This is a genomic window from Cupriavidus sp. F041, from assembly GCF_057814235.1.
In genome coordinates, this window is sequence record NZ_JBVASY010000003.1 from 368,601 (window position 1) to 391,200 (window position 22,600).

Here is a 22,600-nt window from a genome sequence, read left to right on the forward strand (position 1 = left end):
GCCTACTTCGCCTGCAGGTATTCCAGCTCCGGCGTGGCGCGGTTGGTCATGGCTTTGGACAAGGGGTGCACCACACGCCGCGGCGTTCGCGCAGTCCGCTGACAGGCACACGACCACAGCCGCGGACTCTTCACCGTCACTTTGCCGTACACGGTACGCAGCACCGTCGAGCGACTGTCCTTGTGGCTCAAGGCCGCGCCGCAGCGCCACCAATGGGTCTGGCCCGAGAGCCGCCCCTCCACCTGTTTCGAAACCAGCTCGGCCTGCACCTTGGCCAGCAGCGACCGCCCCTCCGCGAGGGTCAGGCCCAGTTGGGCAAGACTGCAGTCACGGCGCTCAACCACGGCCAGAACTCCGTCACCGTCATTGACCGTGTCGCTGTCCTCGTCGGCCAACCTTGCTTCGATGATGAACCGCATGGTTTGCTCCCACCGTTGCGATACCCATCGGCGTACCCCACACGAAGCCGGCGCCGCGCCCAGATGCTCGAGCGGCCCTCCCTGGGAGCCTCCCCATCTTTTGCACGCTCTCCTGCACGGGTGTCAACGGTGGGGATTGTCGCTGGGTCGGTGTTGGTGCCGGTGTTGTCGGCGGGATGCGGCTCTGAAAAGCCAAAACCCCGCATGCGCGGGGTTCCGATGGGGGGAAGGCCGGGATCCCCGCCTCCCCCGTCTCAAAAACGATTGTACTGACGGCGCCCCTCCACCGCTCGGTGAGGTGTCATAGGCACTGGAGCAGCTTCAGCGCCTCCTCCACTCGTTTGATGTCGGCGCGGGATAGGTTCGCAACTGCAGCGCCCCCCATCAATCGGTTGTTCGAGATAGCCCGTACCTGATCGATCAACAGGTCCGTCTCCTCGGGCATGGCGCCGGACTTACCAATTGCTACTCGCAGAGGAAAGTAGTCCTGGTCACGTCCCACCTGAGTAGTGCCCGGCACAACTATCGTCGTGGGGTGGCCTGCGTCGCCGGTTTCCAAGAGCGCTAATGAATCCCGCGCCCGCTAGGTCGCCGTATTCCGCACGCCTTCCAATATTTATACAAAGCAGTTTGTGTCACGCAACAACCGAATTCACCTGTACTTCTGATCGAATTTGGCTCCCGGCCACTCCTGCGTACGCGTTCAATCCAATAGCTCCGTCCTTTAGCGATTTCGCCGACTAGCCTGGCGCGTGGAGCAAACGCAACCTGACCATCGCAGCAACGTTTTCGTCGCTGCGCCCACGCACCCCACCTCTGGCCGTGGATTCTGTTTTGGCATTCTGAGCAGGCTGCCACGGGCCTGTGTTGTCGACTGAACCGCTGGTAAATGCGCATGCGGCCATCTCGCATGACCCGATCATCCCACCGCCGTGTATTGGGCTTCGTGATCGGTATCCCCGCCTCCTGGCGATCGAGATGTATGGCTGTTGGGTGTGCCCTCTGGAGTGTCCGTGTTCGGACAAACTGTGCCCCATCCAGCCGCACAGGCCAAAATTGCCCACAAAGCTGGGAGCCGTCACGTGTTGGACGTCCTCAGTATTGGCAATCGTAGGTACACCAATGAACGGAAAGAAGCCAGTCGGCATATGGACAGTGCACGAGTGCGCTGTATCCACGGAAGGACTGGCTATGGAAGCTGCGGCTCGGGGCCTTGCAGACCGTGCACGCGCTGAATTTTCGAGTACCACTGCCGTTGAGGTCGGCACCTATGAATTCTTGGCCCACCGTTACCTGGGCATGCGGTAATGATCGCTGATTTTTATTTGTTTGTGCGTAAAAGAATTACTCCGCAAGGCGTCTCTCACGTTTTTGCGACATAAGTCGAAAATTGGTGCTCGTACAATGCTAAGATATTGAGCTGACGAATTTAGATTCTATCCATATAACTAATGTGGAATTTGAAGATACTGTACCAATGCTCATAGCATGGTTGCACAATTTTTGTTTTAACAAAGGATTTATTGAAAAAATCAACGAATACGCACATTTCGAGAGTCGATCAATTGATCAAACCGGTGATCACGCGGATTTCGGCGGTGCAAGATAAGGGAACGGCAACTGGCGAGTTATCCCCCCCGGTCTTGACCGGGTGGCCGAGGCGCTCGCGCTGGCCGAAGAAACTGGAGAGCAGGTTGACGAAGCGAAGCTACATCGGCTCAAGGGCGAACTTCTGCTCCGGCAATCAAAGGATAGCCCCTCTGCACTAGCCAGCCAAAACGACGCTGAGGCGTGCTTTCACAAAGCAATTGCGGTGGCCCGTGCGCAGGGTGCCAGATCGTTGGAACTGCAAGCAGCATTGAGTCTCGCAAGGCTACGGATCCTGCAAGGAAAATTGGACGCAGCGCGCGCACTACGCTGGCTGATATCCATGGCAGCTTTACCGAGGGCTTCGACCTCGCCGACTGGAAGGAGGCCAAAGCCCTGCTGGATGATCTTGCCAGACAGTCGGATGCCAAGGCTACCTGATTCTCATACTGTGTCTTGTAGCGCTGATTGATAGTCCGCAGGGAGGCGATCGTCGGGGTTGGCAAGCCAAGTCGTTCACCAACATATCGCAGCAACTGCCGGGGCAGCGTGCCCAAATGATCTAGTCGGTACCGGTCAGCGCGAAGTAGCGCTCAAGGTCGAATTCCGACAGCCGCCGCCGCGCGATTGAGCTTCGGGCTACGCATCCACCGCCGTGAGGAGATGCTGGCGTCCCTCATCAAGTATTTCATCCGCGAGCGCGGGGTCAATGTCGGCAACAGCGCGCGAAAGCAATAGCGTACCCACCATATGGCTAAACAACGTGATCGCCTTCCTGCGGCTGCCTTCCCTGATCCCGTCCGTCTCTGCGATGACTCTGGCGAATCGTTCGAAGTTCACTGCGAGACCTTCAGCGTAGGCGTCGCGCGCCGCTTCGCCGAGCCGGCGGGCGTCGCCAACAAAACCCGACAAGGGGCAACCCGCATCGATATTCGCGCGATGCTCGGGTGACAGGTACCACTGAATCTGTTGCCTGACCGGATCGGCATCAGCCGACTTGGCGCTTTCGATGATGGAGACAAACGCATCTCCTCCATCCTCCATGGCCTTGTCCATCACTGCGGCAACCAGCGCGTCCTTTGATTTGAAGTGGTTGTAGAAACCACCCTGTGTAAAGCCCGCCGCCTTCATCAACTCGGCGAGCCCGACCCCATCGACGCCGCGCTCGCGGAACAGCCTCTCGGCGGCCGCCACGATCGCCCGCCGGTTTTCAACCGCCTGTTGCTTGGATACACCCATTCCCTCCCCTCTTCGGCCGCCAACGGCCCAATAAGCCTGGTCGAAAAATACAATGGTGATCACCATTGACATGGCCGGCGCGAATCGCCACAATTCACCGCATAGACAATGTCAGTCACCATTGTGTTGAGTATAGCCTACTCGACTTGAGCGTCCAAGCAGCAAGGGCCCAACCGACGCCTGACCGCGTTGCCACCCAATCCGTCAAAAAGGATCGCGATGTGACTAAAACTACTCCTGAACAGAACAAGGCGATTGTGCTGGAAGCGTTCGACACCCTTTTCAACAAGCGAGACTACGCTGCAGCAGAGCAATTCTGGTCCGATCGCTATACTCAGCACAGCGCACATATCGCACCGGGACGCGAAGGCCTATTCGATCTGATCCGCGCGCTTCCCGATACCTTGCGCTACGAGAACCACCTGATTATGGCCGAGGGCGACTATGTCATCGCACATGGTCGCTTCTCCGGCAACGGCCGGCCCGCAGCGTGGATTGCTGCGGACGTTGTCCGATTCGAAGACGGCAAGCTGGCCGAGCACTGGGACGTCCTTCAGGACGAGGCGACCCAGACGCAATCCGTGAGCGGCCTGCCGATGTTCGGCGACCGATTCCCTGCCTGACCGCGAAAGCACCACCCACTGAAACACAAAAAGGAAACGATCATGAAACTCACCGGCAACACGATCTTCATCACGGGCGGCGGTTCGGGCATTGGCCGTGGGCTGGCGGAGGCGCTCCACAGGCGTGGCAACAACGTCATCATCGCCGGCCGCCGGCGCAGCCATCTGGACGAAGTGGTGGCGGCGAACCCGGGGATGGCCGCGGTCGAGCTCGACATCACCGATGCCGCCAGCATCGAGCGGGTAGCGGCGCGGTTGATCGCGGACTATCCCGATCTCAACGTGCTGATCAACAACGCAGGCGTCATGCAGCCGGACTAGGCGGGTGGACAGATCGATGACGCGTTGATGGTGTCCACTATCACGACCAACCTGATGGGGCCGATCCGCATGACGTCCGCACTGATCGATCATCTCAAGACCAGGAACGATGCGGTCGTCGCCTATACCAGCTCGGTGCTTGCATTCGTGCCGTTGGCTGTGACTGCCGTGTACTCCTCGACCAAGGCAGCGCTTCATTCGTTCGTCCTATCGCAACGTTTCATGCTGCGGGACACGACGGTTCGCGTACTGGAGATCGCGCCGCCCTGGGTACGCACGGACCTCATGAACAGCCGCGAAGCCGAACTGGCGATGCCGCTTGAAGCGTTCATCGACGAAACGATGGCGGTTCTCGGAACCGATGCAGATGAGATTCTGGTTGAAGGCGCCAAGCTGTTCCGCGGCAACCCGGGGCCCGGTGAGCACGACTTGGTCAAATGGCTTCAACGCACAGATCATGCCGGTGCTGGCCGGGTGACTCGCTGCCAGCGCGACTACGTCGCCGCCGAGCGCTTCTGGTCGCCTGACTCCATTCAGCACTGCGCGCACGTTGAAGGAGGCCGTAGCAGCCCCTCCAACCCATCTCCTTATACAGAAGTACCGCCGGCCAGAGCGATGGTGCGAGGCAGAAGTGGATGGATGTCGAGGCAGAGGGGGGGGGGGTTGTAAACCGGCGCGAACTCGCGTTTACTCTTGGATTTCCCGCTAGAGCAAATGGGCAACGAGTCAGGAGCGTGGGTGGACGAGGAATTTGAAGCGCTGGATCTTGGCGATCCAAGACGGGACCGTCGCGCGAAGGAGTTACTGAAGCGGTTTGCGGCCAAGCCGACGGCGAGCATCCCGGGGGCATGCGACGGCTGGGCCGAGACCATGGGTGCGTACCGATTTCTCGGCAACGAAGAGGTCGAGTGGCGAGACATGATGCAGCCGCATTGGGATCGTACGGCTGGGCGGATGCATCCATTTCCGGTGGTGCTATGCCTTGCCGATACGACCGAGCTTGACTTTAACGGCCAGGAGATGGAGGGGGCTGGGCCGTTGAGCTATGAAGTTCAACGCGGGATGTATCTTCACGCGACCTATGCGGTTACGCCGGATCGGGAGCCGCTGGGGGTGGTCGATGCCTGGATGTGGGCACGTGAGCCAAAGGATGCGGACGGGCAACGCGGCGGTATCAAGGAGAGCGTGAGGTGGATCGAAGGCTATGAGCGCGTGGCCGAGCAGGCGGCAACGCTGCTGCAGACCCGGCTGGTCTATGTGGCGGATCGGGAAGGCGACATTGCTGCGTTGATGCAGCGGGCTGATGAGTTAGGCCAGCCTGCTGACTGGTTGATCCGATCGCAACACAACCGCAGCCTTGGCGCTGCCGAGGCCAAACTGTGGGATGCGGTCGAGGCCAGCGAGGCGCTCGGCGAGATCGCCTTCATCTTGCCCGGGCGTGCTGGCCAGAAGGCGCGTGAAGTCAGGCAGGAGCTGCGTGCGCAACGCGTGATGTTGCCAGGCCGCAAAGGACTGTCGCTCACCTGCCTGGTGGCCGCGGAACGCGGCGCGCCGGCCGGCGTGAAGCCTGTGGTGTGGCGATTGCTGACTAATCGGGACGCGCAAGATCTTGATGCGGTGATCGAGCTAATCGATTGGTATCGGGCCAGATGGGAGATCGAGATGTTCTTCCATGTACTGAAAAACGGCTGCAAGGTGGAAGCGTTACAGCTCTCGCACATGGACCGAGTCGAACGTGCGCTTGTGCTGTACATGGTGGTCTCGTGGCGTATTGCGCGACTGATGCGCCTGGGCAGGACCTGCCCCGAGCTGGACGCGTCGCTGTTCTTTGATGCCGACGAGATACGGGGTGCCTATCTGCTGGCGAAGAAGCCGCGCCCTCCAAAGCCACCCACGCTCAATCAAATAATTCGCCTGATTGCATCACTGGGTGGCTTCTTGGGCCGCAAGAGCGATGGCGAACCCGGCGCAAAGACGCTCTGGATCGGCTTGCAGCGAACCAGGGACGCTGCAGCCACAATTCAGGCCCTACGCAACGAGGGCGCATGACTTCTGTATAAGGAGATGCCTCCAACCTGGTCAGGAGCATTGGACAGGCGATCGGCCTCGGCCATCAGGGCAGACCAATGACAGAGGAAACGATATGACGAGTGATCTTTTAAAGCTGGCTATCGAGGCTCATGGAGGCCTCGCACGCTGGAACGCATTCAGAGGGCTCGAAGCCGAAATGTCGATCACAGGCGGCATCTGGCATGTCAAACAGAAGCCGGATATTTTCAGGCACGTTGTCGCCGCAATGGATACGCAAGCCCAGCGTGTCGAACTGCGGCCTTTCAAAGCGCCCGACCGACACTCTTTTTTTACCCCGGAACGCGTCGCCATCGAATCGACAGACGGCCGCGTACTCGAGAGTCGCGACAATCCGCGTTCGTCGTTCGCCGGACATGTTCAGCAGACGCCTTGGGACGATCTTCATGCTGCATACTTCTGCAGTTATGCGCTGTGGACCTATTTCAGTACGCCTTTTCTCTACACCTACCCTGGTGTAGTCACCGAGGAGTTGTTGCCGTGGCATGAAGACGGTGAGCAATGGCGACGCTTGAAAGTAACGTTCCCACGCTCCATCGATACGCATTCGCGTGAGCAGGTTTCGTACTTTGGACCGGATGGTTTGCTGCGGCGCCATGACTACACGGTGGACGTCATGGGCGGCGCTACCGGCGCAAATTATGCGTCGAACTACCGGGACTTTGACGGCATCATGGTGCCGACGACCCGGCGCGTGTTTGCTCATGACGTTAATGGTCGGAGAATTGACGAACCTTTGCTGGTTGCCATCGACATTGCCATGGTCTCCTTTCGCTAGGCCCTATGGCCACGCACGTGGGCATGCATGCCCGAGAAGAATAGGATTTGTCAGAAGCAGGCCACGGTCGAACACCATCTCCCGAAAACCACTAAAAACAAGGCGCTTTTCGGCAAATAGAGGATGTGTCAATCGCTTCCCGCAGCCGACCCTGTACGCGCTTTCTTGCTATCCGGAGGACCGTCAGCGTCGTGAGAATAGGATTTGTCAAATTCTGCCAAGACCTGACGCAAGCGGATGCAGACAGCAGTTTGAGCCCGGTCTCGAGTCGTTAACGCTCGAACGCGATGGCATGCATGCAGACTTGACTTGCGTTGACACGGAACCGACCGGCTCGACGCAGTGTCAACCGCAATGGCTACTTGAATTGGCCTCACCTAGCGCTACTTTCGCAAAGCAAGGGGCCGGATCGACGGTTCTTGCCCGTCAATCGTGGCTGAACGGGCGCCCAGGTCATACATGAAATAACGTTGGTCCCCACCGCTGCAGTTCGAAAACCTTCACGGCGCGGCGCTGCTCGGCCGTGAGCTTCGGCGCCAGCATTGCCGTTGGCCGTCGTCCCGCTGCCCCGGTCTTCGTCCTCACCAACGTCACCTTGATCTCGGCCAGTCCTTCCATCATGCGACGGGCCGAAGCGTCGGTCCGCAGGGCAATCTTCGCCAAGCTCACGAGCATCAGGCCGAGCACGGTCGCGAAGGTGTGCAGACGCAACGATCCATCGGCCCACTGGTGTGACGGTCCCCAGGGAACCACGCCGCCTTTCTTGGCCCTGCGGAACAGCTCCTCGACGTTCCACTGTCCTCGGAAGGCGGAAACGATTCGCCCGGTGCTCCAGTTGTGCCGATCCGTACACAGCACCCGCCTGCCCAGCCGTGTTCTCTCCAGTTCGCGGCGCAACGTGGCATCGACGTGCCAATGCAAGGTCGGTACCGCTTCGCTGCCGGCGATGGTGGTCACGACGAAGCTCGACAGGTGTTCCCGAGCGAGCGCCTTCTTGACCCGCAGCTCCAGCCGGCTGCGCGTGATGCGGCCCTTTTGGACCAACTCCTCCAGCGTGCTCAGTTCCACCTTCGCCTTGCGCAGTGCCGTCGCGATCCCGCGTTTCTGGCCCGCCAGCAACTCCTGGCTCTCCACCACGACGAGCGTGCGGTCCAACTCGCCGACCGTGGTCCGAACCCGCGCCGCCCGCACGTCGCTGAGCTTGCCCGACAGCGGCTTCATGGCACCGCGCTGCGCCACCATCTGCAGCGCCTCCTCTGCGGCCTTGTGCCCCAGTGGCAACGAGATGAGGCTGTAGTAGCCGGCGGCATCGAGATCGAGTTCCAGTTGCGGGCTCCAAAACCCGCCGTCCCGTACCACCGTGCGCTGCGCCGGCCGCGCGCGGCCCTCACCGCTGTCGAGTGCCTCGTGCAACTGCGCCAACCCACCCAGGCACGCCGCGAGCACGGCCTGGTCCGAGCCGTTGCCGGGATACGTCCGATACAACAGCGGCACATGCCCGGTCTCGCTGACCAGGACGCCAAGCCCTACGACACGCAGGTCACTTCTCTTGCTCTTGGCGTGGCCTCGCCGGGCCAGTTCGCCGGGCGTCTGCGTGTCGATGTGGGTATCGAAGTTCGTCGTATCGAACGCGAGCACGTCGGCGGACAGCTCGAAGCGGGCCACCGCGGCCTTCGCGATGGCCACCTGAGCCTGCTCCAACTGCTCATCGGTCACCTGCTGCGCGACGCGATGAAAGGCCTGACCGGTGAACGCGGACCCCGGCAAACACGACAGCCGCGGCAAACTCGCGTCCAGAAAAACACCCAGCTCGCACTTGGGTCCCGGCGCACACGCACGCTGAATCGCCACAGCCACCGCCAACTCACCCACCGACGGGCCATCCTTGGCGCCAACCCCTGCGCACGCGCGATCAATCTGCCCGACCAAGTCCAGCTGCTCGGCCACCCAGATCAAGGCTCCGACGTCGCCGACCCCGCGCGTGCCCACCGTCTGGGTCGCGCTCAGATCCGCCACTCGCGGCGGCTCGGCCGGTCCCAGCACGACCTGGCGTGCGACGGAACGGCCCCGCTCCGCGTCCCACACCGACTGCGCGGCAATACGGTAGCGATGGCCGTTGACTTCTCGTTCGAAGATGTGCATGTTCTTTCATGTAGCATCTCAGAGCCAAAGAATCAAGCGAAATCCAGTATCTACGCGGCATTCCGACTCGGTGCCGCCGCGGAACAACACCGAGCTTGCGAAGGTAGGGCTAGGCGCGACAGATGGCGGAGGCCAACCTTCACAGCTACCGAATAGCGCTACTACGGCCTTTGAGGCCTTCTTGCTGATAGATTTCAGCCATACGTCAAGATCGAATTTTGCCCACCGAATCCACGAGAGGTCATCGGCTGAATCGAGCGATGCAATGAGCCACGCCGGCTGCGCCATGGCTTGGTTCGCTTGCGGGAACGCTGCGGCGCATTTGACTGACCACCGAACAGCCCGAGTTCGACAGTTAGAAGCGTAAGTCTTTGATTTGATTGGAGCCGACTGCGAAACGCTCCACTACAAGAGAGTCAGTTGGGTCGTTTTGGCTGGTTTGCGAACCTTCAATGCGGAGAGAACCCGGGCCTGCTCCTGGCTGATGGCCGAGAGCCCTGCCACGGACTTGGATTGGTCGATGACGATGCGGTGGTGCTGAATGCGATTGAGCATGGCAAGAGCTCGCGCGGGCGACAGCTCGCTGTTGGCGGCCTGCAAGCGCATCCGCATCACCCGATACAGAATCAGTGCCATGAAGCAGATCGCCGCATGGGCGCGGATGCGGTCTGGCAAGCGGTGGTAGACCGGGCCAATCTCGATCTCGGACTTGAGCACACGGAACCCGCGTTCAATATCCGCCAATGACTTGTAGCGGTCGACGACTTCACGTGGTGAGAGATCCGCGGCATTGGTGACCAGCAGCAGCTTGCCATCCATCATGCGGGCATGATGCAAGGCTCGCTCATCGATGGCATAGCAGAAGCGCTCGCTCTTTAGATCGACCTGGATGATACGAGCCAGATGGGCCTCGCAGACCGCATGGTAGAAACGTGCGCGGGCACCGCCATCCGAGAGCTTTTTGCCACGACTGCGATGGCCGGTGTCTTGCGCATCAAGCTTACCCACCCACTGCGCGGCAAGCTGCTCCAGGTGTGCAATCTGCGCATCGCGCTGCCTGCCTTTCTGCTGCGCTGCCACGGGGTCGTGCGCCACGATCAAGCGCAAGCCGTTCCACGGCACTTCGCCCAGGACTTCTTCATGGGCCGGCAGGCATTGCTGTGTGTGGAGGCCTTCCAATGAATCGACCACATCGCTGTAGCGACGGCCCGGTACCGCCAGGATAAATTCCAGCGGCGCACCGTCTGGCAAGGTCATCGCCTGCAGCTCTGCCAGGTTGTCGATCGAGAGCAGTCCCCGATCGGCGACGACGATGACGCGCTTGACGGGGAACCGGCTCAGCACCTTCTCGAGGGTTGGCTTCAGCGTCGTGACTTCCGCGGTATTGCCGTCAAACACTTCGTGATAGAGCGGCAATCCTTCTGCCGTCTGCACGACGCCCAACATGAATTGCCGGGCAATGACGCCTTCCTTGGCCATGCCGTACTGGCGCACATCATCTTCTTGCTGCGACAGACCCTCGGCACGAATGGTCGTCATGTCGTAGAACACCACCGATAAGGTTTGATCGACCAGCGGACGCAACAGCCCCGCCAACACGGCGTCGACGTCTGCCTGATGCGTGACCAGCGCGTCCATTGCGCGCAGCAGATGTTGGTGGTCGACGGCTTCGATGGACAGCCCTGGCAGGCCAACCGTTTCCAGCCAGCGCAGCACACCCAATTTGGATTCCGGGTCACACAGGCGATTGAAGACCATGATGCGCACAAGCGCTTCGACATCGATGGCATGGCGGGTGCGTCGGAACACGCGGCGCAAGCCGTCGAAGCCGAGCTCTTGCCACAGTTCGGAGAGCGCCCACACGTCGCCGAGCGCACGGGCCGATTCGAACGTCACCGCGGGCTCGGCGGCTGCCTCAAGTGCGGGGCGGCCGGTGACGCGCAACAGCCCATTGATCACGCCTTCCATGCTGTCGCCAAGTTGATCAAGACGGCCTAAGGTGGCAACGGTGCGCTGCTTAGGCTGACCGTTGTCATCGCGATAGGACTCGACCAACTGCACATAACGGCGAGAACCGGAGGAGGTGACTTTGACGAACATGCCGTTACTTTACAGGCATTGAGTGCCTTGTCAAATATAGGCTTCGTTCTTACAAACGTGCCACTACAAGAGTTTGGCGCCCACGACCCGGGAAGCCGCGCCAGTGCTAGGGGCGACGGTCAGAAATGGCGAATATCGGGCTCAAACTGTCGAACTCGGGGAACAGGGAATTCAAGCGGGAACTGGCGACGCCCGGCACCAAACCACAATGGCGACTGAACGCGGATGATCTGTGTCGCGCCATCGATGAACCGACACAATCGCCCCACCCTGTAGATGCGTTACCGCCTCAGGCCAGCTCGACTGCCTTACGGAAACGGCCCAGGAAAAGACGCAAAAGAATCAAAACCATCCTGCACTAGACCGGACATTCGTAAGCGCGATTTTCTCCGCACGTAGCGTTGACGCCCCGAAAGGCGCAGGATTGTGCCCACGATTTTTTTCGTGGGCACAATTCATGGACGATAGCGATTTTGACTTCCTGCCGCTGCGAGTGACCAATGTCGGCGCCAACGGGAAACGCAGCTACGACAGGCAGGGCAAGCGAAGATTGATCGAGGCTTGCCTTGAACCCGGCGTATCGGTTGCCAGCATGGCGATCCGAGCCCGGGTGAACACGAACCAATTGTGGCGCTGGGTCAAGCAGTACAAAGCAGAAAGACAAGGTGGTATTGACATGGATAGCGCCGTCGAAGGCGCGCCATCGGCCTTCGTTCCGGTAGTAGAGGTTCGCGGCGTACCTCCTCAAGCCCAGCGGTCACGGCCGGCATCGCCGGAATCGACATCTGTTCCCGTGCCGCAATCTTCATCTTCGCCACAATTGGCACGCCTGTCGGCACGGCTGCCAAACGGCGTAACCATCGAGCTCGAATGCACACCGAAAGATGGGACGCTCGTGAAGGCGATGATCGCGGCGCTGGGGGACACCTGATGTTCCGCCTCGACGCTGACCTGCGGGTCTATCTGCACCGCGAGCCTATCGACTTCCGGGCCGGCCTGAACAGTCTGGTGACGTTGGTCGAGCAGTCGATGCAACTCGATCCGTTCGCCCGGGCCGTCTTCGCGTTCCATAACCGCGGCCGCAATCGGGTCAAGCTTCTGCTCTATGACCGCTCCGGATTCTGGCTCCTGATGAAGCGTTTGGAAGCAGACCACTTCGCCTGGCCACGCCGCCAGCAGGCGGTGATGGAACTCACCACCGAGCAACTGCACTGGCTGCTTGAAGGTATCGACATCGAAGCCGTTCGCCGACACCCTTCGCGGCGCTACCGGCACGCGAGCTGAGTCAGCGTGAGGGAGGCCAGGGTGCGGGCTCTGGCCATAGGCTTCGCGAGGCGGCTGCTCGCCAGGGGATTGGCCGATACCATTGATATGGATTCGACGTAAACCTGTTGGCGATGCGATTGCACTATCGTGAATGGCATGCCTGCACATGACCTCATCCCTGATCTGCCGCCTGACGTCCAGGCCTATATCCGAGAACTCGAGAAGAAGAATCTGGATCTCGAGTCGCTAGCCCAGCAACTCTCGCAGCGTATCGAGCAGCTCGAAGAGCAGTTCCGCCTCGCGCAGCTCAAACGCTACGCGCCGAGCAGCGAGAAGCTCAAGGATCGGGTGTTTGACGAAGCCGAGCAGATCGCCGCGACAGAACCTGCTGGCGACGATCCCGATGACGCGTTCACGCTGCCCGATACGGGACTTCCGGAAGTCGATGAGTCTGCACACCGCAAGCGGGGACGCAAGCCGCTGCCGGCGTCGTTGCCGCGCCAGCGCATCGAGTACGACCTGCCCGAGGAACAGAAAATCTGTCCATGCTGCCAGAGCCCGCTGCATCGCATGGGCGAGGAGACGAGCGAGCAGTTGCACATCGAGGTAAAGGCCTCGGTGTTGCAGCACGTACGGTTCAAATACGCGTGCCGCCATTGCGAGCGCAACGCGGAGCGCACGCCGATCGTGGTCGCGCCGATGCCAGTACAACCGCTGCCAGGTAGCAACGCGAGTCCGGCGATGATCGCGACGGTGACGACCGGCAAGTACGTGGATGGCACGCCGCTATACCGGATGGAAGACGCGCTGGCCCGTGCGGGCATTCCGGCGGGCCGCGGCACGCTGGCGAACTGGATCATCAGGCCTGCCGAACTGCACTACAGCCGGTTGTACGAGGCGATGCGCCAGACGCTGCTGTCGCAGCCGCTGATCCACGGCGACGAGACGACGGTGCAAGTGCTCAAGGAAGAAGGCAAGACCGCGCAGAGCAAGAGTTACATGTGGCTCTACAGAAGCGCACAGGACTGCGAACAGCCTGTGGTGCTGTTCGACTACCAGCCGGGGCGTGGTCAGCAATATCCGCAGGCGTTTCTCGCCGGCTACGAAGGCATGCTGATGACCGACGGCTACAGCGCCTGGCGCACGCTCAAAGCCGTCACGCACTTCGGGTGTCTTGCACATTCGAGACGACTGTTCGTCGACGCGCACAAGGGCCAGAAGAAGCCCGGCGGTCGCGCACAGCAGGCGCTCGAGTACTTCAAGGCGCTGTATCAGGTCGAGACACTTGCTCGCAGAGAACTGCCAGAGGGCGAGACACGGGCCGGCTACACCTACCGACTGCGGCAGGAACACAGCGTACCGCTACTGGAGGCGCTCAGGAAATGGCTGGACGAACTGGCACCGCAGGTTCTGCCTGAAAGTCTGCTGGGCAAGGCGATCAGCTACACGCGCAATCAGTGGGAATACCTCAGCCGCTATGTTATCGATGGGCGTGCACCCCTCGATAACAACGTGATAGAGCGCGACGTGAGACCCTTTGCAACCGCGCGAAAGGCATGGCTCTTTGCAGACACGGTTGCCGGTGCGAAGGCGAGCGCGACGATCTACAGCCTGATGCTCACGTGCCGCGCCTGCAACGTCGAGCCGTATGCGTATCTGCTTCACGTTCTCACCGAGCTGCCGCAGCGTGCGGCGGACGCCGACATCAGCGACCTGCTGCCGTTCAACTACGCCAGCCAGCAGAGCGCAATGACGAACCCCGGTTGATGACATGACAGGGCGCCGGCACTGCCCCGGCGCGCGATTCCTGGTACCTCCATCGGACATTGCCGATCCTGCTCGAGCGTCGCAATAGGGCCGAGCCCGCCTGTTCGCCGAGAACGACTCTCAATACAGTGTGCTGAATTGCGCGGTTACGGACATTCTGATCTAGCCAAAGAGGTGGCTCGTTCTGGGAGGCGGTGGGCCGAAGCTGGTGGGCCGAGGCGTTTCCGCTTTGCTTCTGCATGCGGTGGACAAGGATGGCCCCCCTCAAACTGTGAGACGTAACACCGGACGTTTTCGACAGCGCGCGAGAATGGCACGGCATCGGCGATGGAAGCCAGGGCCGGAGCATCAAAACTCGTTAACAAGCAATGAGTTATCGCAGCGGGTTGTAAACTGGGCGCGGAAGGGGTTTACTCTGATTTCTCTGATTCAGAGGCGAGCTAATGAGCCCCGGCAAACAACTGATCATCCTGCTGTCGGAAATAGAAGATCCTCGCGTCGTAGGCCGAACCTGGCACAAGTTGATCGACATCCTGTCGATTGCGCTGTTCTCGGTGCTGGCCGGCGCACAGGGGTGGGACGAGATGGAGGAATGGGGTATTGCTCATGAAGTGAGGCTTCGGCAATACCTGGAATTGCCGCATGGCATTCCCGGGCACGACACCATTCGACGTGTCTTTGAGGTGCTCGATCCGAAACAACTGGATGCCTGCCTGCTGAGTTGGGTGGGTCAGGTTTGTCCGGATCTACACACGATCATCGCGATCGACGGCAAGAGTGTGCGTGGCTCGGGCTCGAGTGCCAAGGGCGTGCGTGCCTTGCATAGCGTGACAGCCTACGCGAGCCTGAGTGGCCTGGTGCTGGCGCAGCAGCGTTGCGAGGAAAAGACCAACGAGATCACCGCCATTGAAGCCCTGCTGCCGGTCCTCTCCCTTAAGGGTAGCCTGGTGACCATCGATGCGATCGGCACCCAGGTGGCCATCGCGCAGGAGATCACTGAGCGCGGCGGCGACTATCTGCTGGTCGCCAAGGACAACCAACCCAGCCTGGCTCAAGCCGTTGAAGACTATATGCGCATCGGCAAAGCTCACGATTGGGCGCACATGAAGCCATGATCTTTGAGACGCTGGATAAAGGACACGGTCGCCTTGAAAGCCGCCACTGCGTCGCAGTAGCGGCGCCGGACTATCTCAGCGAACTGGATCGCTGGCCCAAGCTCAAGAGCTTGGTGCGCATTGAGCGCACGCGCGACATCGGCGGCCAAGTGAGCGTGCAGACGCAGTACCTGATCAGTTCCGCCGCACCTGATGCCAAGCTCTTACTTGAGGCGAGTCGCATGCACTGGGCCATCGAGAACGGCTTGCATCATTGCCTGGACGTGACCTTCCGCGAGGACGCCAGCACCGTGCGCTTGCGCAATGCAACGGCCAATTTCGCCACCTTGCGCCGCATTACCTTGAATTGGCTGCGCATGCGGCCCGAATCCGGCAAGAAAAAGCGTAGCCTGGCCGCACGTCGCAAGGTCGCGGGCTGGAATCCTGATTACCTATTCGAGTTACTCCAGCTCACGCCACTGCCGAGAATTTGATGCTCCGGCCCTGGATGGAAGCCGAGAGGCTCACACAGGATGCCTGGATCTGTTACGACAGACCATCGGCCTCATGCTCTTCGTCAATGAGGGCTCTGCAAACCTCGTGAATCATAGTCAGGACCGGTGCCCTAGCACGGCCTCTCAATGAGACGAACGCAAATCTCGCGTGGAGGTCTGCCAGCGAAGCAATCATAGGTGGCCGTCGCACATTAACTGACGAGCGACGACGACTACGCCCAAGAAGACTGCATCCGTGGACACCACTGATCGCAGCAGCGCACTCACGTCCTCGGCGGATGCCTGGATCCAGCGCTGCGGATTAGCGTGTTCTCCATGCCGCTCGACTAGCACCCGAGTCGTTTCGTCGCTCACCCTGGTCGAAACTAACGGGTAGGGTTGCGGCCCCTGCCCTTGCACGACTGCTGAGCGCGCAAAGGGCCTTGATGGCGCTATGATGCGACTTGTCGCGCTCGCCCGGCGATCAACTTCAGAACTTGATGCAGCGTTGTTCCTGATCCTGCCGGTTGCCCGCCCCCCCTCTCTGGGTTCGCCCCATAAACGTAGTCCATATCGCCCGTATGCGCTCAGAAGTCATCCCATAGACGTAGTCCATAGAGTGGCGGCTCGTACGGTCTGGCTGCCCATGCCTGTAGTCCATAGCGTCCCATCAGGAGACATCGGAACGACGAAGATTGCGGCGCCCACATCTGTAGTCCATTCCTCGCAAGATAAGTTATCCACAGAGCATCTTTGGACTACACCCATGGGTGTAGTCCGGTTCCCACGCTTGTAGGCTTTGGCTCCCAGAAACGTAGGCGATAGGATCCCCATAAATGGGGGCTTAAGGTCCTGAGGCCCACGGTTATGGGAAGTGATTCCCCCACAAATGTAGGCCTTCAGCTCAAAAACCACCGTTAAGTCAATGAGTTACGCTACGTTAACGATTTGATTTGATTTTTTACTTCTATAGATTCGATCCTTCCGCAAGACCCACACCAAAAACACCCGCAAGAGACCACCTCCGAGGTTGACTAAGGACCCCAGCATCCTGGTCAGCTGCAACTCAGCACCTACAGTCAACGCAACCTCTGGCAAGCCAAATAGCAAATGCCTGATACATGTTTGAAACGTAAGCGCACACTCACATTCGACGGGCGATGTGGAAAAACAAAAAATCCATATAAATCAATAAGTTACAGGAGACGCACGTCAGCTTGGCTGCGTCAAGGCCTACAATTACCGGGCAAACCGACATGTCCACATGCCATCACGGGTGTCCCACGCAACCGTAATTTGTAGGCCATAGCTACTTGAAACAACCTTCCGGCGGGAAGAGATGCACCTGCGGTCCCCGGAATTTGTAGTCCTTAGCTTCAAGTGGAGCCTAGCGTAGCTAGGCCCATATGACTCCAGGCCAAGCCTGAAGCACATCCCGGGACGTCTGACCAACTCAGGCCTAGAGTTCCCGGAATCCGTAGTCCATTGGACATCCTATCCCGCATTGGCGGCGCTTCATCGGCCTCTGGAAGACCCAGCCTATGGTCTACGTCTGTGGGGCGCGAATTCTCTGTTGTGCCCGGATTGATCCTGGGGGAATGGATAAGCGGGCAAGAGCAGGTGTCGCGTTTACGCATCGGTGATCGAAATCATGCAATGGTCTACGTTTGTGGGGGCGCCCGCATGGAACCCAAAAACCCCTTTTCGCACCACTGGCCGACCTCAGCCGCTCGACACGGAACACCGCTCACTCATCAATGGACTACATCTATGGGGAAATGACAGCACGACGGTAGACCATGGCCTACGTAACAGATTTGACTTTGTAGTCCACATTGTCCATAGTCAACGCCAATAAGAATTCCGTTCAACCGTCATGGCTACGAGCACCACCGCTGCGAAAGAAGTACAAGAGATTGAAATCGCAATTCCGGTTGCGGTACCAACTGCGGATTCGGCAGCGTTCGAGCTGGTGCTCGCCGAGTCTAAGCCGCCCCGGCGCGGCAGGCGTAAGGCCACGGCCACGGTCAACGGCGCCGAAGCTGAAGTAGTCACACTCGAAGACCAGGCCGCACTGGAAAAGGCGCTTACCTCAACTGACTTGGCTCGCTTCTACCTCTCGAACGAGAAGGAAGCGAAGCAATACTACACCCGCAGCCTAGACCTGTTCGACGAGGGCACCTCGATCATCGACGTCGAAGAGGAACTGCTGCTCAAGAAGAGTAGCGAGCGCGTCCGGTTTGTCCGTCCGCTGAAGTTGCTCCAGCGGCAACTCCACAACACCCTCCTATTCGTCGCGCGTCCGAACATGACGACGCAGGATACGTTTTCGGTCTCCCTGGAGTACTTGAGCTGGTCGGTCGAGCACAATCACAACGATACTTCTTACCTGAAAAACTCTGTCGAAGAGATGCAGCAGTCATTGATGCAAATTTCGGAGAATTCACGTTGGTTCTCGACCCAGATCCTTCAGGACGTTCTGATCGACGGGAAGACTCTTTACTACAAAATTCCGCCGATGCTGCGCAAGCTGTACAGCGCGCCCGAACGCTACTATCACGTCTCGATGCGCATGAACGCGCGTTTTCGGAGCAAGTACGCTCATGCGATGTACGAGTTGCTGCGCGAGAACCTTTGGCGCCGCCACACTGGAGAAATATCGCTCGAGGAATTCCGTGAGCGTATGGGAATCGAGGATACCGAGTACCTTGAATTCAAGCGACTGACCGCACGAGTTATCGTCCCTGCGTTGGCGGAGCTTGAACAGTCCAGCGATTACTGCGCGACACCCAAGTACATCACTAAAGGTCGAAAGGTCATTGCAATCAAGTTCGAGATCTGGGAAAACACGAAGAACCTCTTGACTATGAACGAGGAAGGCTCGCTTGATCCCGAACGCTTCGCAATACTGCGCGAGCAGTTCGGCATAAGCAGCCCTCAGATTCGTGAACTAACCCGGAACTTCCGTCTTAAGCGGATCGAGGAGGTGACGGACGTTCTCTACTTCCGCTATATCCTCGCGAAACGCAAGTTCACTAAAGGCTATGCGCTCGTCACGAAGGCGCTCAATGATACGGAAGACCAGTACTTCCTCACGGCCGCGGAAAAGACGGAATTGACAGTTCACCGCGAACGTAACCGAAATGAGGCCAGGGAGGTCCAGATCCAAAGGCTCTCCGCCGATACCCGAAAAACAGCGCTAGAGCGGTTTAACTCATGGTGGCCACAAGTTATGGACGCCGAGAAATCGGACATTTGGCGCAACTTCCTCGCCGACGAGGCAAGCATCGCTGTGATCGGTAGGCGCAAGTTGAAGGACGATGCACCGGATCTCACGCACCCTCTCGTTCAAAGCACCTTCCTTGCTTTCGCAGCTAAGGTTGGCCTGATTCCGAATATAGTCTGACCGACAAGGCCTAGGCCGCTCGGTAGGTTCACGCTGGGCGGCTACAGATCTATCGCCGGTATATGCGCCCCAATGGGCGGGAGCTTAAACAGCGCGTCGCCACCGACCGCCCGTTCACCGTAAGCGCTAAATCCAGCACACCTTGAGGATTCCAGTTGTTACCGGGTAACGTTGCCGCACGGGGTGTTACCGGGTAACGATCATGAGGAGAGCAGGATGGCGCAGACGACAGCACAGCGGCAGGCCGCCTATCGGGCAAGGCGCGCGACGGCGGGCAAGGACGGCAACGGAGAGCGGCGGCTGGACATGTGGGTCAGTACGGAAGCCGACCTTGCTCTTGCACGGCTGGCGCACCGTTACGCGGTAACGAAGCGTCAGATGCTGGAGCGGCTGATCGCGCGAGCGGACGACGCGATCGTGCGCAGGCTCAATCCGGATTCGGAGCGGTGGGATCGCTATTTCAACGTCCCCCGCTAGCGCCTCGCTGTTACCGGGTAACGAGAGGCTTCTCTCAGTGTGATGGAGTTCCCGACTTGGGGGCAACGATCGACCCGCTGCTCAGGTAGGGTGCGGCGGCGCGGTTTGCTGCCGTGCAAAGTTGAACGGCAACAGGTCGCTGATGTCAGCGTTCGGCGCGCGCTGTGGCAGCTCTGTGAGCACGTGGAGCAGATAAGCATACGGCTCGACGTCACAGGCGCGGCACGTAAGCATCAGGCTGTAGATCATGGCGCTCGCCTTCGCTCCAGCGACGGTGTCTGCAAAGAGCCATGCCTTTCGCCCTGTGCAGAATGGGCGGATGTCACGCTCGACCGGGTTGTTATCGATGGGCGCACGCCCATCGATAACGTATCGGCTCAGGTATTCCCACTGGTTGCGCGCGTAGGCGATGGCCTTGCCCAGCAGGCTCTCCGGCAGTACCAGCGGTGCCTGCTGGTCCAGCCATGCCTTGAGGGCTTCCAGCAGCGGCACACTGTGCTGTTGACGCAGCCGGTACGTGTAGTTGACGCGCGTTTCGCCTTCGGGCAGCTCTTCCTTGGCGAGCGTCTCGACCTGATACAGGGCTTTGAAGTACTCGAGCGCTTTTAGCACTCGCGCGCTGGGCTTCTTCTGCCCCTTTTGCGCATCAACGAACATCCGTCTGGAATGCGCAAGACAACCGAAGTGCGTGACGCCTTCGAGGGTACGCCAGGCACTGTAGCCGTCGGTCATAAGCATGCCCTCGTAGCCTGCGAGAAACGCCTGCGGATACTCCTGCCCGCGCCCCGGCTGGTAGTCAAACAGCACCACGGGATGCTCGCAGTCCTCCGCGCTGCGGTAGACCCACATGTACGATTTGCTCTGCGCGGCTTTGCCTTCCTCCTTGAGCACCTGTACCGTCGTCTCGTCGCCATGGATTAGTGGCTGCGTCAGCAGCGTGCGGCGCAGCGCCTGGTACAGTCGGCTGTAGTGCAGTTGCGCGGGCCGGATGATCCAGTTGGCCAGCGTGCCACGGCCAACTGCAATGCCGGCGCGACCCAGCGCGTCTTCCATGCGGTACAGCGGCGTTCCATCCACGTACTTGGCGGTGGTCACCGTCGCCAGCATCGCTGGGCTTGCGTTGCTGCCCGGCAGTGGTTGCGCTGGCATCGGCGCGGTCACCACCGGCGTGCGTTCGGCATTGCGCTCGCAGTGCCGGCACGCGTATTTGAAGCGGACGTGCTGCAGTACGGAGACCTTTGCTTCGATGTGCAACTGCTCGCTGACTTCCTCGCCCAAGCGGTGCATTGCGCCCTGGCAGCACGGGCAGATCTTCTCGTCTTCGGTCAGGTCGTACTCGATACGTTGGCGCGGCAACTCCGCCGGCAGCGGCTTGCGGCCACGTTTGCGGCCTGCGGGCTTATCAGGCTCTGGCAGCCCCGTGTCCGGCGGCGCGAGCGCGTCATCCTCATCGTCGTCGGCCGGCTCCGCAGCGGCCATTTGTTCGGCTTCATCGAACACACGGTCCTTGAGCTTCTCGCTGCTTGGTGCGAAGCGTTTGGACTGCGCGAGGCGGAACTGTTCCTCAAGGAGCTTGATGCGCTCGTTCAGCTCGGCGATGTGCTGAACGTTGGCAGCAGCCCGCGCTTCAAGTTCGCGGATATAGGCCTGGGCGGCCGGCGGCAATTGGGAGAGGTCGTGTTCGTTCATGCTGAACACGATAGTGCAGCCTCCGCCCAATCTGGTATACGTCACACCGAACGACCATCAAGCCGTGTGCTGATATTTGCGCGACGGGTGCCGCTTCACGGCGTCCACGTCGATACCGTCCAGTAGCCAGTGCAACTGCTCGGTCGTGAGCTCGATCACCGCGTGCTCACGCCGCGGCCACACAAAACGGTCTTCCTCCAATCGCTTCAAAAGCATCCAGAAGCCGTTTCGGTCCCACAGTAACAGCTTGATGCGGTTGCGCCGACGGTTATGAAAGGCGTAGACGGCGCGGGCAAACGGATCAAGCTGCATCGACTGCTCGACCAGGGCAACCAACCCATTGATCCCGAGGCGGAAGTCCACCGCATTGCGGTGCAGATAGACCTGCAGGTCAGCGTCGAGCCGGAACATCAACGCGCCCCCAGCGCTTCGATCATCGCCTTCACGAGCGTGACGTCCTGCTCGCCGCATTGGAGTTCCACCGTCACGCCGTTGGGCATCCGCGCCGTGAGTACCGCGAGTGGCAGAGATGGACGCAGCGATGGTTGGGGCGAAGCAGGCGCCTCGGCCGGCAAACATTCCAGCGCCACCGGCGATTCCGAAACGCGCGTTACGCCGCTAACCTCAACGACCGGTACGAACGCTGGCAGTACAGGTTCCGCACTACCGGCCGCCGCGGCTTCTGTTGCCAATTGGTGCAGCCGAATCCACTTGCGCAACTGGTTCGTATTGATGCCGACCTTGAGCGCCATCCCCGCTACCGATACCCCTGGCCGCAGACACGTCTCGACCAGTTGGCGCTTATCCCCCGGGTCAAAGTCTCGCTTTCCGTTGGAGCGAACCCGGATCACCCTCAGCGGCGGAACTTCACATTCGGCTTCGATCATGCTTGCGTCCGCAAATAGTGGTTGCGGACGCAAGCCTGCCCACTCTCAGCCGCAAAAGCTAGGTGCGCTTAATTTCGCGCTTACCGTTCACCTGCGGGACGTAGATGTGCGGCCTACTTCGTGTCGAATCAGCGGTCGAAGTAGGCCATGCAAAAAACCTGCGTCGGCGGGTCATCTCGGCAGCCATCTCGGATGGCTCCACCACTGGCAGCATGTTAAGAAT

At 59.9% G+C, this 22,600-nt stretch carries 18 protein-coding genes and 1 pseudogene; 11 read left to right on the forward strand and 8 right to left on the reverse strand.

Annotated features, from left to right (window positions below):
- Positions 1 to 2: 2 nt before the first annotated feature.
- From ACZY0R_RS40300 to ACZY0R_RS40310, 3 genes are all read right to left on the reverse strand, one after another.
- On the reverse strand, positions 3 to 419 hold the full coding sequence (locus tag ACZY0R_RS40300; RefSeq protein ID WP_488867037.1) for a hypothetical protein: 417 nt from the start codon (positions 417 to 419) through the stop codon (positions 3 to 5).
- A 301-nt stretch (positions 420 to 720) separates the two neighbouring features.
- On the reverse strand, positions 721 to 978 hold the full coding sequence (locus ACZY0R_RS40305) for a type II toxin-antitoxin system PemK/MazF family toxin (RefSeq protein WP_488867039.1): 258 nt from the start codon (positions 976 to 978) through the stop codon (positions 721 to 723).
- Between the two features lie 1,667 nt (positions 979 to 2,645).
- A complete protein-coding gene (locus ACZY0R_RS40310) occupies positions 2,646 to 3,245 on the reverse strand; it encodes a TetR/AcrR family transcriptional regulator (RefSeq protein WP_488867330.1) in 600 nt (199 codons plus the stop codon).
- Between the two features lie 221 nt (positions 3,246 to 3,466).
- Here ACZY0R_RS40310 and ACZY0R_RS40315 point away from each other — a divergent pair, with 221 nt between their 5' ends.
- The 4 genes and pseudogenes from ACZY0R_RS40315 to ACZY0R_RS40330 all read left to right on the forward strand — a co-directional run bounded on the left by ACZY0R_RS40315 (position 3,467) and on the right by ACZY0R_RS40330 (position 7,055).
- Positions 3,467 to 3,868: a nuclear transport factor 2 family protein gene (locus tag ACZY0R_RS40315; RefSeq protein WP_488867041.1), complete on the forward strand. Its 402-nt coding sequence runs from the start codon at positions 3,467 to 3,469 to the stop codon at positions 3,866 to 3,868.
- Between the two features lie 42 nt (positions 3,869 to 3,910).
- Positions 3,911 to 4,667, forward strand: a pseudogene (locus tag ACZY0R_RS40320) (SDR family oxidoreductase).
- A gap of 236 nt (positions 4,668 to 4,903) precedes the next feature.
- Positions 4,904 to 6,238, forward strand: a complete 1,335-nt coding sequence (locus ACZY0R_RS40325) for an IS4 family transposase (RefSeq protein WP_488857457.1) — start codon at positions 4,904 to 4,906, stop codon at positions 6,236 to 6,238.
- A gap of 94 nt (positions 6,239 to 6,332) precedes the next feature.
- Positions 6,333 to 7,055 (forward strand): hypothetical protein, encoded by a 723-nt coding sequence (locus ACZY0R_RS40330; protein ID WP_488867043.1) that lies wholly within the window; start codon positions 6,333 to 6,335, stop codon positions 7,053 to 7,055.
- 453 nt (positions 7,056 to 7,508) lie between these two features.
- Here ACZY0R_RS40330 and ACZY0R_RS40335 read toward each other — a convergent pair whose 3' ends face one another.
- Complete coding sequence (locus ACZY0R_RS40335) at positions 7,509 to 9,197, reverse strand: IS1634 family transposase (RefSeq protein WP_488867045.1); 1,689 nt, start codon at positions 9,195 to 9,197, stop codon at positions 7,509 to 7,511.
- 405 nt (positions 9,198 to 9,602) lie between these two features.
- A complete protein-coding gene (locus ACZY0R_RS40340; RefSeq protein ID WP_488861964.1) occupies positions 9,603 to 11,297 on the reverse strand; it encodes an IS1634 family transposase in 1,695 nt (564 codons plus the stop codon).
- A gap of 457 nt (positions 11,298 to 11,754) precedes the next feature.
- Between ACZY0R_RS40340 and tnpA (ACZY0R_RS40345) the strand changes: the two genes are divergently transcribed.
- The 7 genes from tnpA (ACZY0R_RS40345) to ACZY0R_RS40375 all read left to right on the forward strand — a co-directional run bounded on the left by tnpA (ACZY0R_RS40345) (position 11,755) and on the right by ACZY0R_RS40375 (position 19,801).
- A complete protein-coding gene (gene tnpA, locus ACZY0R_RS40345; protein WP_488856667.1) occupies positions 11,755 to 12,228 on the forward strand; it encodes an IS66-like element accessory protein TnpA in 474 nt (157 codons plus the stop codon).
- Positions 12,228 to 12,581, forward strand: a complete 354-nt coding sequence (tnpB, locus tag ACZY0R_RS40350) for an IS66 family insertion sequence element accessory protein TnpB (RefSeq protein WP_488856668.1) — start codon at positions 12,228 to 12,230, stop codon at positions 12,579 to 12,581. Before tnpA (ACZY0R_RS40345) ends, tnpB (ACZY0R_RS40350) begins: the two co-directional genes overlap by 1 nt.
- A gap of 138 nt (positions 12,582 to 12,719) precedes the next feature.
- Positions 12,720 to 14,330 carry an IS66 family transposase gene (gene tnpC, locus ACZY0R_RS40355; protein ID WP_488856669.1) on the forward strand — a complete coding sequence of 537 codons (1,611 nt, stop codon included), beginning with the start codon at positions 12,720 to 12,722 and terminating at the stop codon, positions 14,328 to 14,330.
- 443 nt (positions 14,331 to 14,773) lie between these two features.
- Positions 14,774 to 15,445, forward strand: a complete 672-nt coding sequence (locus ACZY0R_RS40360) for an ISAs1 family transposase (protein WP_488857689.1) — start codon at positions 14,774 to 14,776, stop codon at positions 15,443 to 15,445.
- Positions 15,442 to 15,918 carry an ISAs1 family transposase gene (locus tag ACZY0R_RS40365; protein ID WP_488857688.1) on the forward strand — a complete coding sequence of 159 codons (477 nt, stop codon included), beginning with the start codon at positions 15,442 to 15,444 and terminating at the stop codon, positions 15,916 to 15,918. Before ACZY0R_RS40360 ends, ACZY0R_RS40365 begins: the two co-directional genes overlap by 4 nt.
- 1,876 nt (positions 15,919 to 17,794) lie before the next feature.
- Positions 17,795 to 19,324 carry a replication initiation protein gene (locus ACZY0R_RS40370; RefSeq protein ID WP_488867047.1) on the forward strand — a complete coding sequence of 510 codons (1,530 nt, stop codon included), beginning with the start codon at positions 17,795 to 17,797 and terminating at the stop codon, positions 19,322 to 19,324.
- Positions 19,325 to 19,540: 216 nt separating this feature from the next.
- On the forward strand, positions 19,541 to 19,801 hold the full coding sequence (locus ACZY0R_RS40375; protein ID WP_488865254.1) for a hypothetical protein: 261 nt from the start codon (positions 19,541 to 19,543) through the stop codon (positions 19,799 to 19,801).
- 81 nt (positions 19,802 to 19,882) lie between these two features.
- Here ACZY0R_RS40375 and tnpC (ACZY0R_RS40380) read toward each other — a convergent pair whose 3' ends face one another.
- From tnpC (ACZY0R_RS40380) to tnpA (ACZY0R_RS40390), 3 genes are read right to left on the reverse strand one after another with little or no spacing between them, the layout of a single operon-like run.
- Complete coding sequence (gene tnpC, locus ACZY0R_RS40380) at positions 19,883 to 21,490, reverse strand: IS66 family transposase (protein ID WP_488865252.1); 1,608 nt, start codon at positions 21,488 to 21,490, stop codon at positions 19,883 to 19,885.
- Between the two features lie 57 nt (positions 21,491 to 21,547).
- Entirely contained in the window at positions 21,548 to 21,901 is a 354-nt protein-coding gene (gene tnpB, locus ACZY0R_RS40385; protein WP_376990061.1) for an IS66 family insertion sequence element accessory protein TnpB, read from the reverse strand.
- On the reverse strand, positions 21,901 to 22,377 hold the full coding sequence (tnpA, locus tag ACZY0R_RS40390) for an IS66-like element accessory protein TnpA (RefSeq protein ID WP_488865250.1): 477 nt from the start codon (positions 22,375 to 22,377) through the stop codon (positions 21,901 to 21,903). The genes tnpB (ACZY0R_RS40385) and tnpA (ACZY0R_RS40390) overlap by 1 nt, the downstream gene beginning before the upstream one ends.
- Between the last annotated feature and the right edge of the window lie 223 nt (positions 22,378 to 22,600).

What these genes read in the sequence shown, in the direction of transcription:
- tnpB (WP_488856668.1), top strand. Translation starts at nt 12,228, where the DNA reads ATGTTCCGCCTCGACGCTGACCTGCGGGTCTATCTGCACCGCGAGCCT.
- ACZY0R_RS40365 (WP_488857688.1), top strand. Translation starts at nt 15,442, where the DNA reads ATGATCTTTGAGACGCTGGATAAAGGACACGGTCGCCTTGAAAGCCGC.
- ACZY0R_RS40300 (WP_488867037.1), bottom strand. Translation starts at nt 419, where the DNA reads ATGCGGTTCATCATCGAAGCAAGGTTGGCCGACGAGGACAGCGACACG.
- ACZY0R_RS40325 (WP_488857457.1), top strand. Translation starts at nt 4,904, where the DNA reads ATGGGCAACGAGTCAGGAGCGTGGGTGGACGAGGAATTTGAAGCGCTG.
- tnpA (WP_488865250.1), bottom strand. Translation starts at nt 22,377, where the DNA reads ATGATCGAAGCCGAATGTGAAGTTCCGCCGCTGAGGGTGATCCGGGTT.
- ACZY0R_RS40340 (WP_488861964.1), bottom strand. Translation starts at nt 11,297, where the DNA reads ATGTTCGTCAAAGTCACCTCCTCCGGTTCTCGCCGTTATGTGCAGTTG.
- ACZY0R_RS40375 (WP_488865254.1), top strand. Translation starts at nt 19,541, where the DNA reads ATGGCGCAGACGACAGCACAGCGGCAGGCCGCCTATCGGGCAAGGCGC.
- tnpB (WP_376990061.1), bottom strand. Translation starts at nt 21,901, where the DNA reads ATGTTCCGGCTCGACGCTGACCTGCAGGTCTATCTGCACCGCAATGCG.
- ACZY0R_RS40335 (WP_488867045.1), bottom strand. Translation starts at nt 9,197, where the DNA reads ATGCACATCTTCGAACGAGAAGTCAACGGCCATCGCTACCGTATTGCC.
- tnpC (WP_488865252.1), bottom strand. Translation starts at nt 21,490, where the DNA reads ATGAACGAACACGACCTCTCCCAATTGCCGCCGGCCGCCCAGGCCTAT.
- ACZY0R_RS40330 (WP_488867043.1), top strand. Translation starts at nt 6,333, where the DNA reads ATGACGAGTGATCTTTTAAAGCTGGCTATCGAGGCTCATGGAGGCCTC.
- tnpA (WP_488856667.1), top strand. Translation starts at nt 11,755, where the DNA reads ATGGACGATAGCGATTTTGACTTCCTGCCGCTGCGAGTGACCAATGTC.
- tnpC (WP_488856669.1), top strand. Translation starts at nt 12,720, where the DNA reads ATGCCTGCACATGACCTCATCCCTGATCTGCCGCCTGACGTCCAGGCC.
- ACZY0R_RS40360 (WP_488857689.1), top strand. Translation starts at nt 14,774, where the DNA reads ATGAGCCCCGGCAAACAACTGATCATCCTGCTGTCGGAAATAGAAGAT.
- ACZY0R_RS40310 (WP_488867330.1), bottom strand. Translation starts at nt 3,245, where the DNA reads ATGGGTGTATCCAAGCAACAGGCGGTTGAAAACCGGCGGGCGATCGTG.
- ACZY0R_RS40370 (WP_488867047.1), top strand. Translation starts at nt 17,795, where the DNA reads ATGGCTACGAGCACCACCGCTGCGAAAGAAGTACAAGAGATTGAAATC.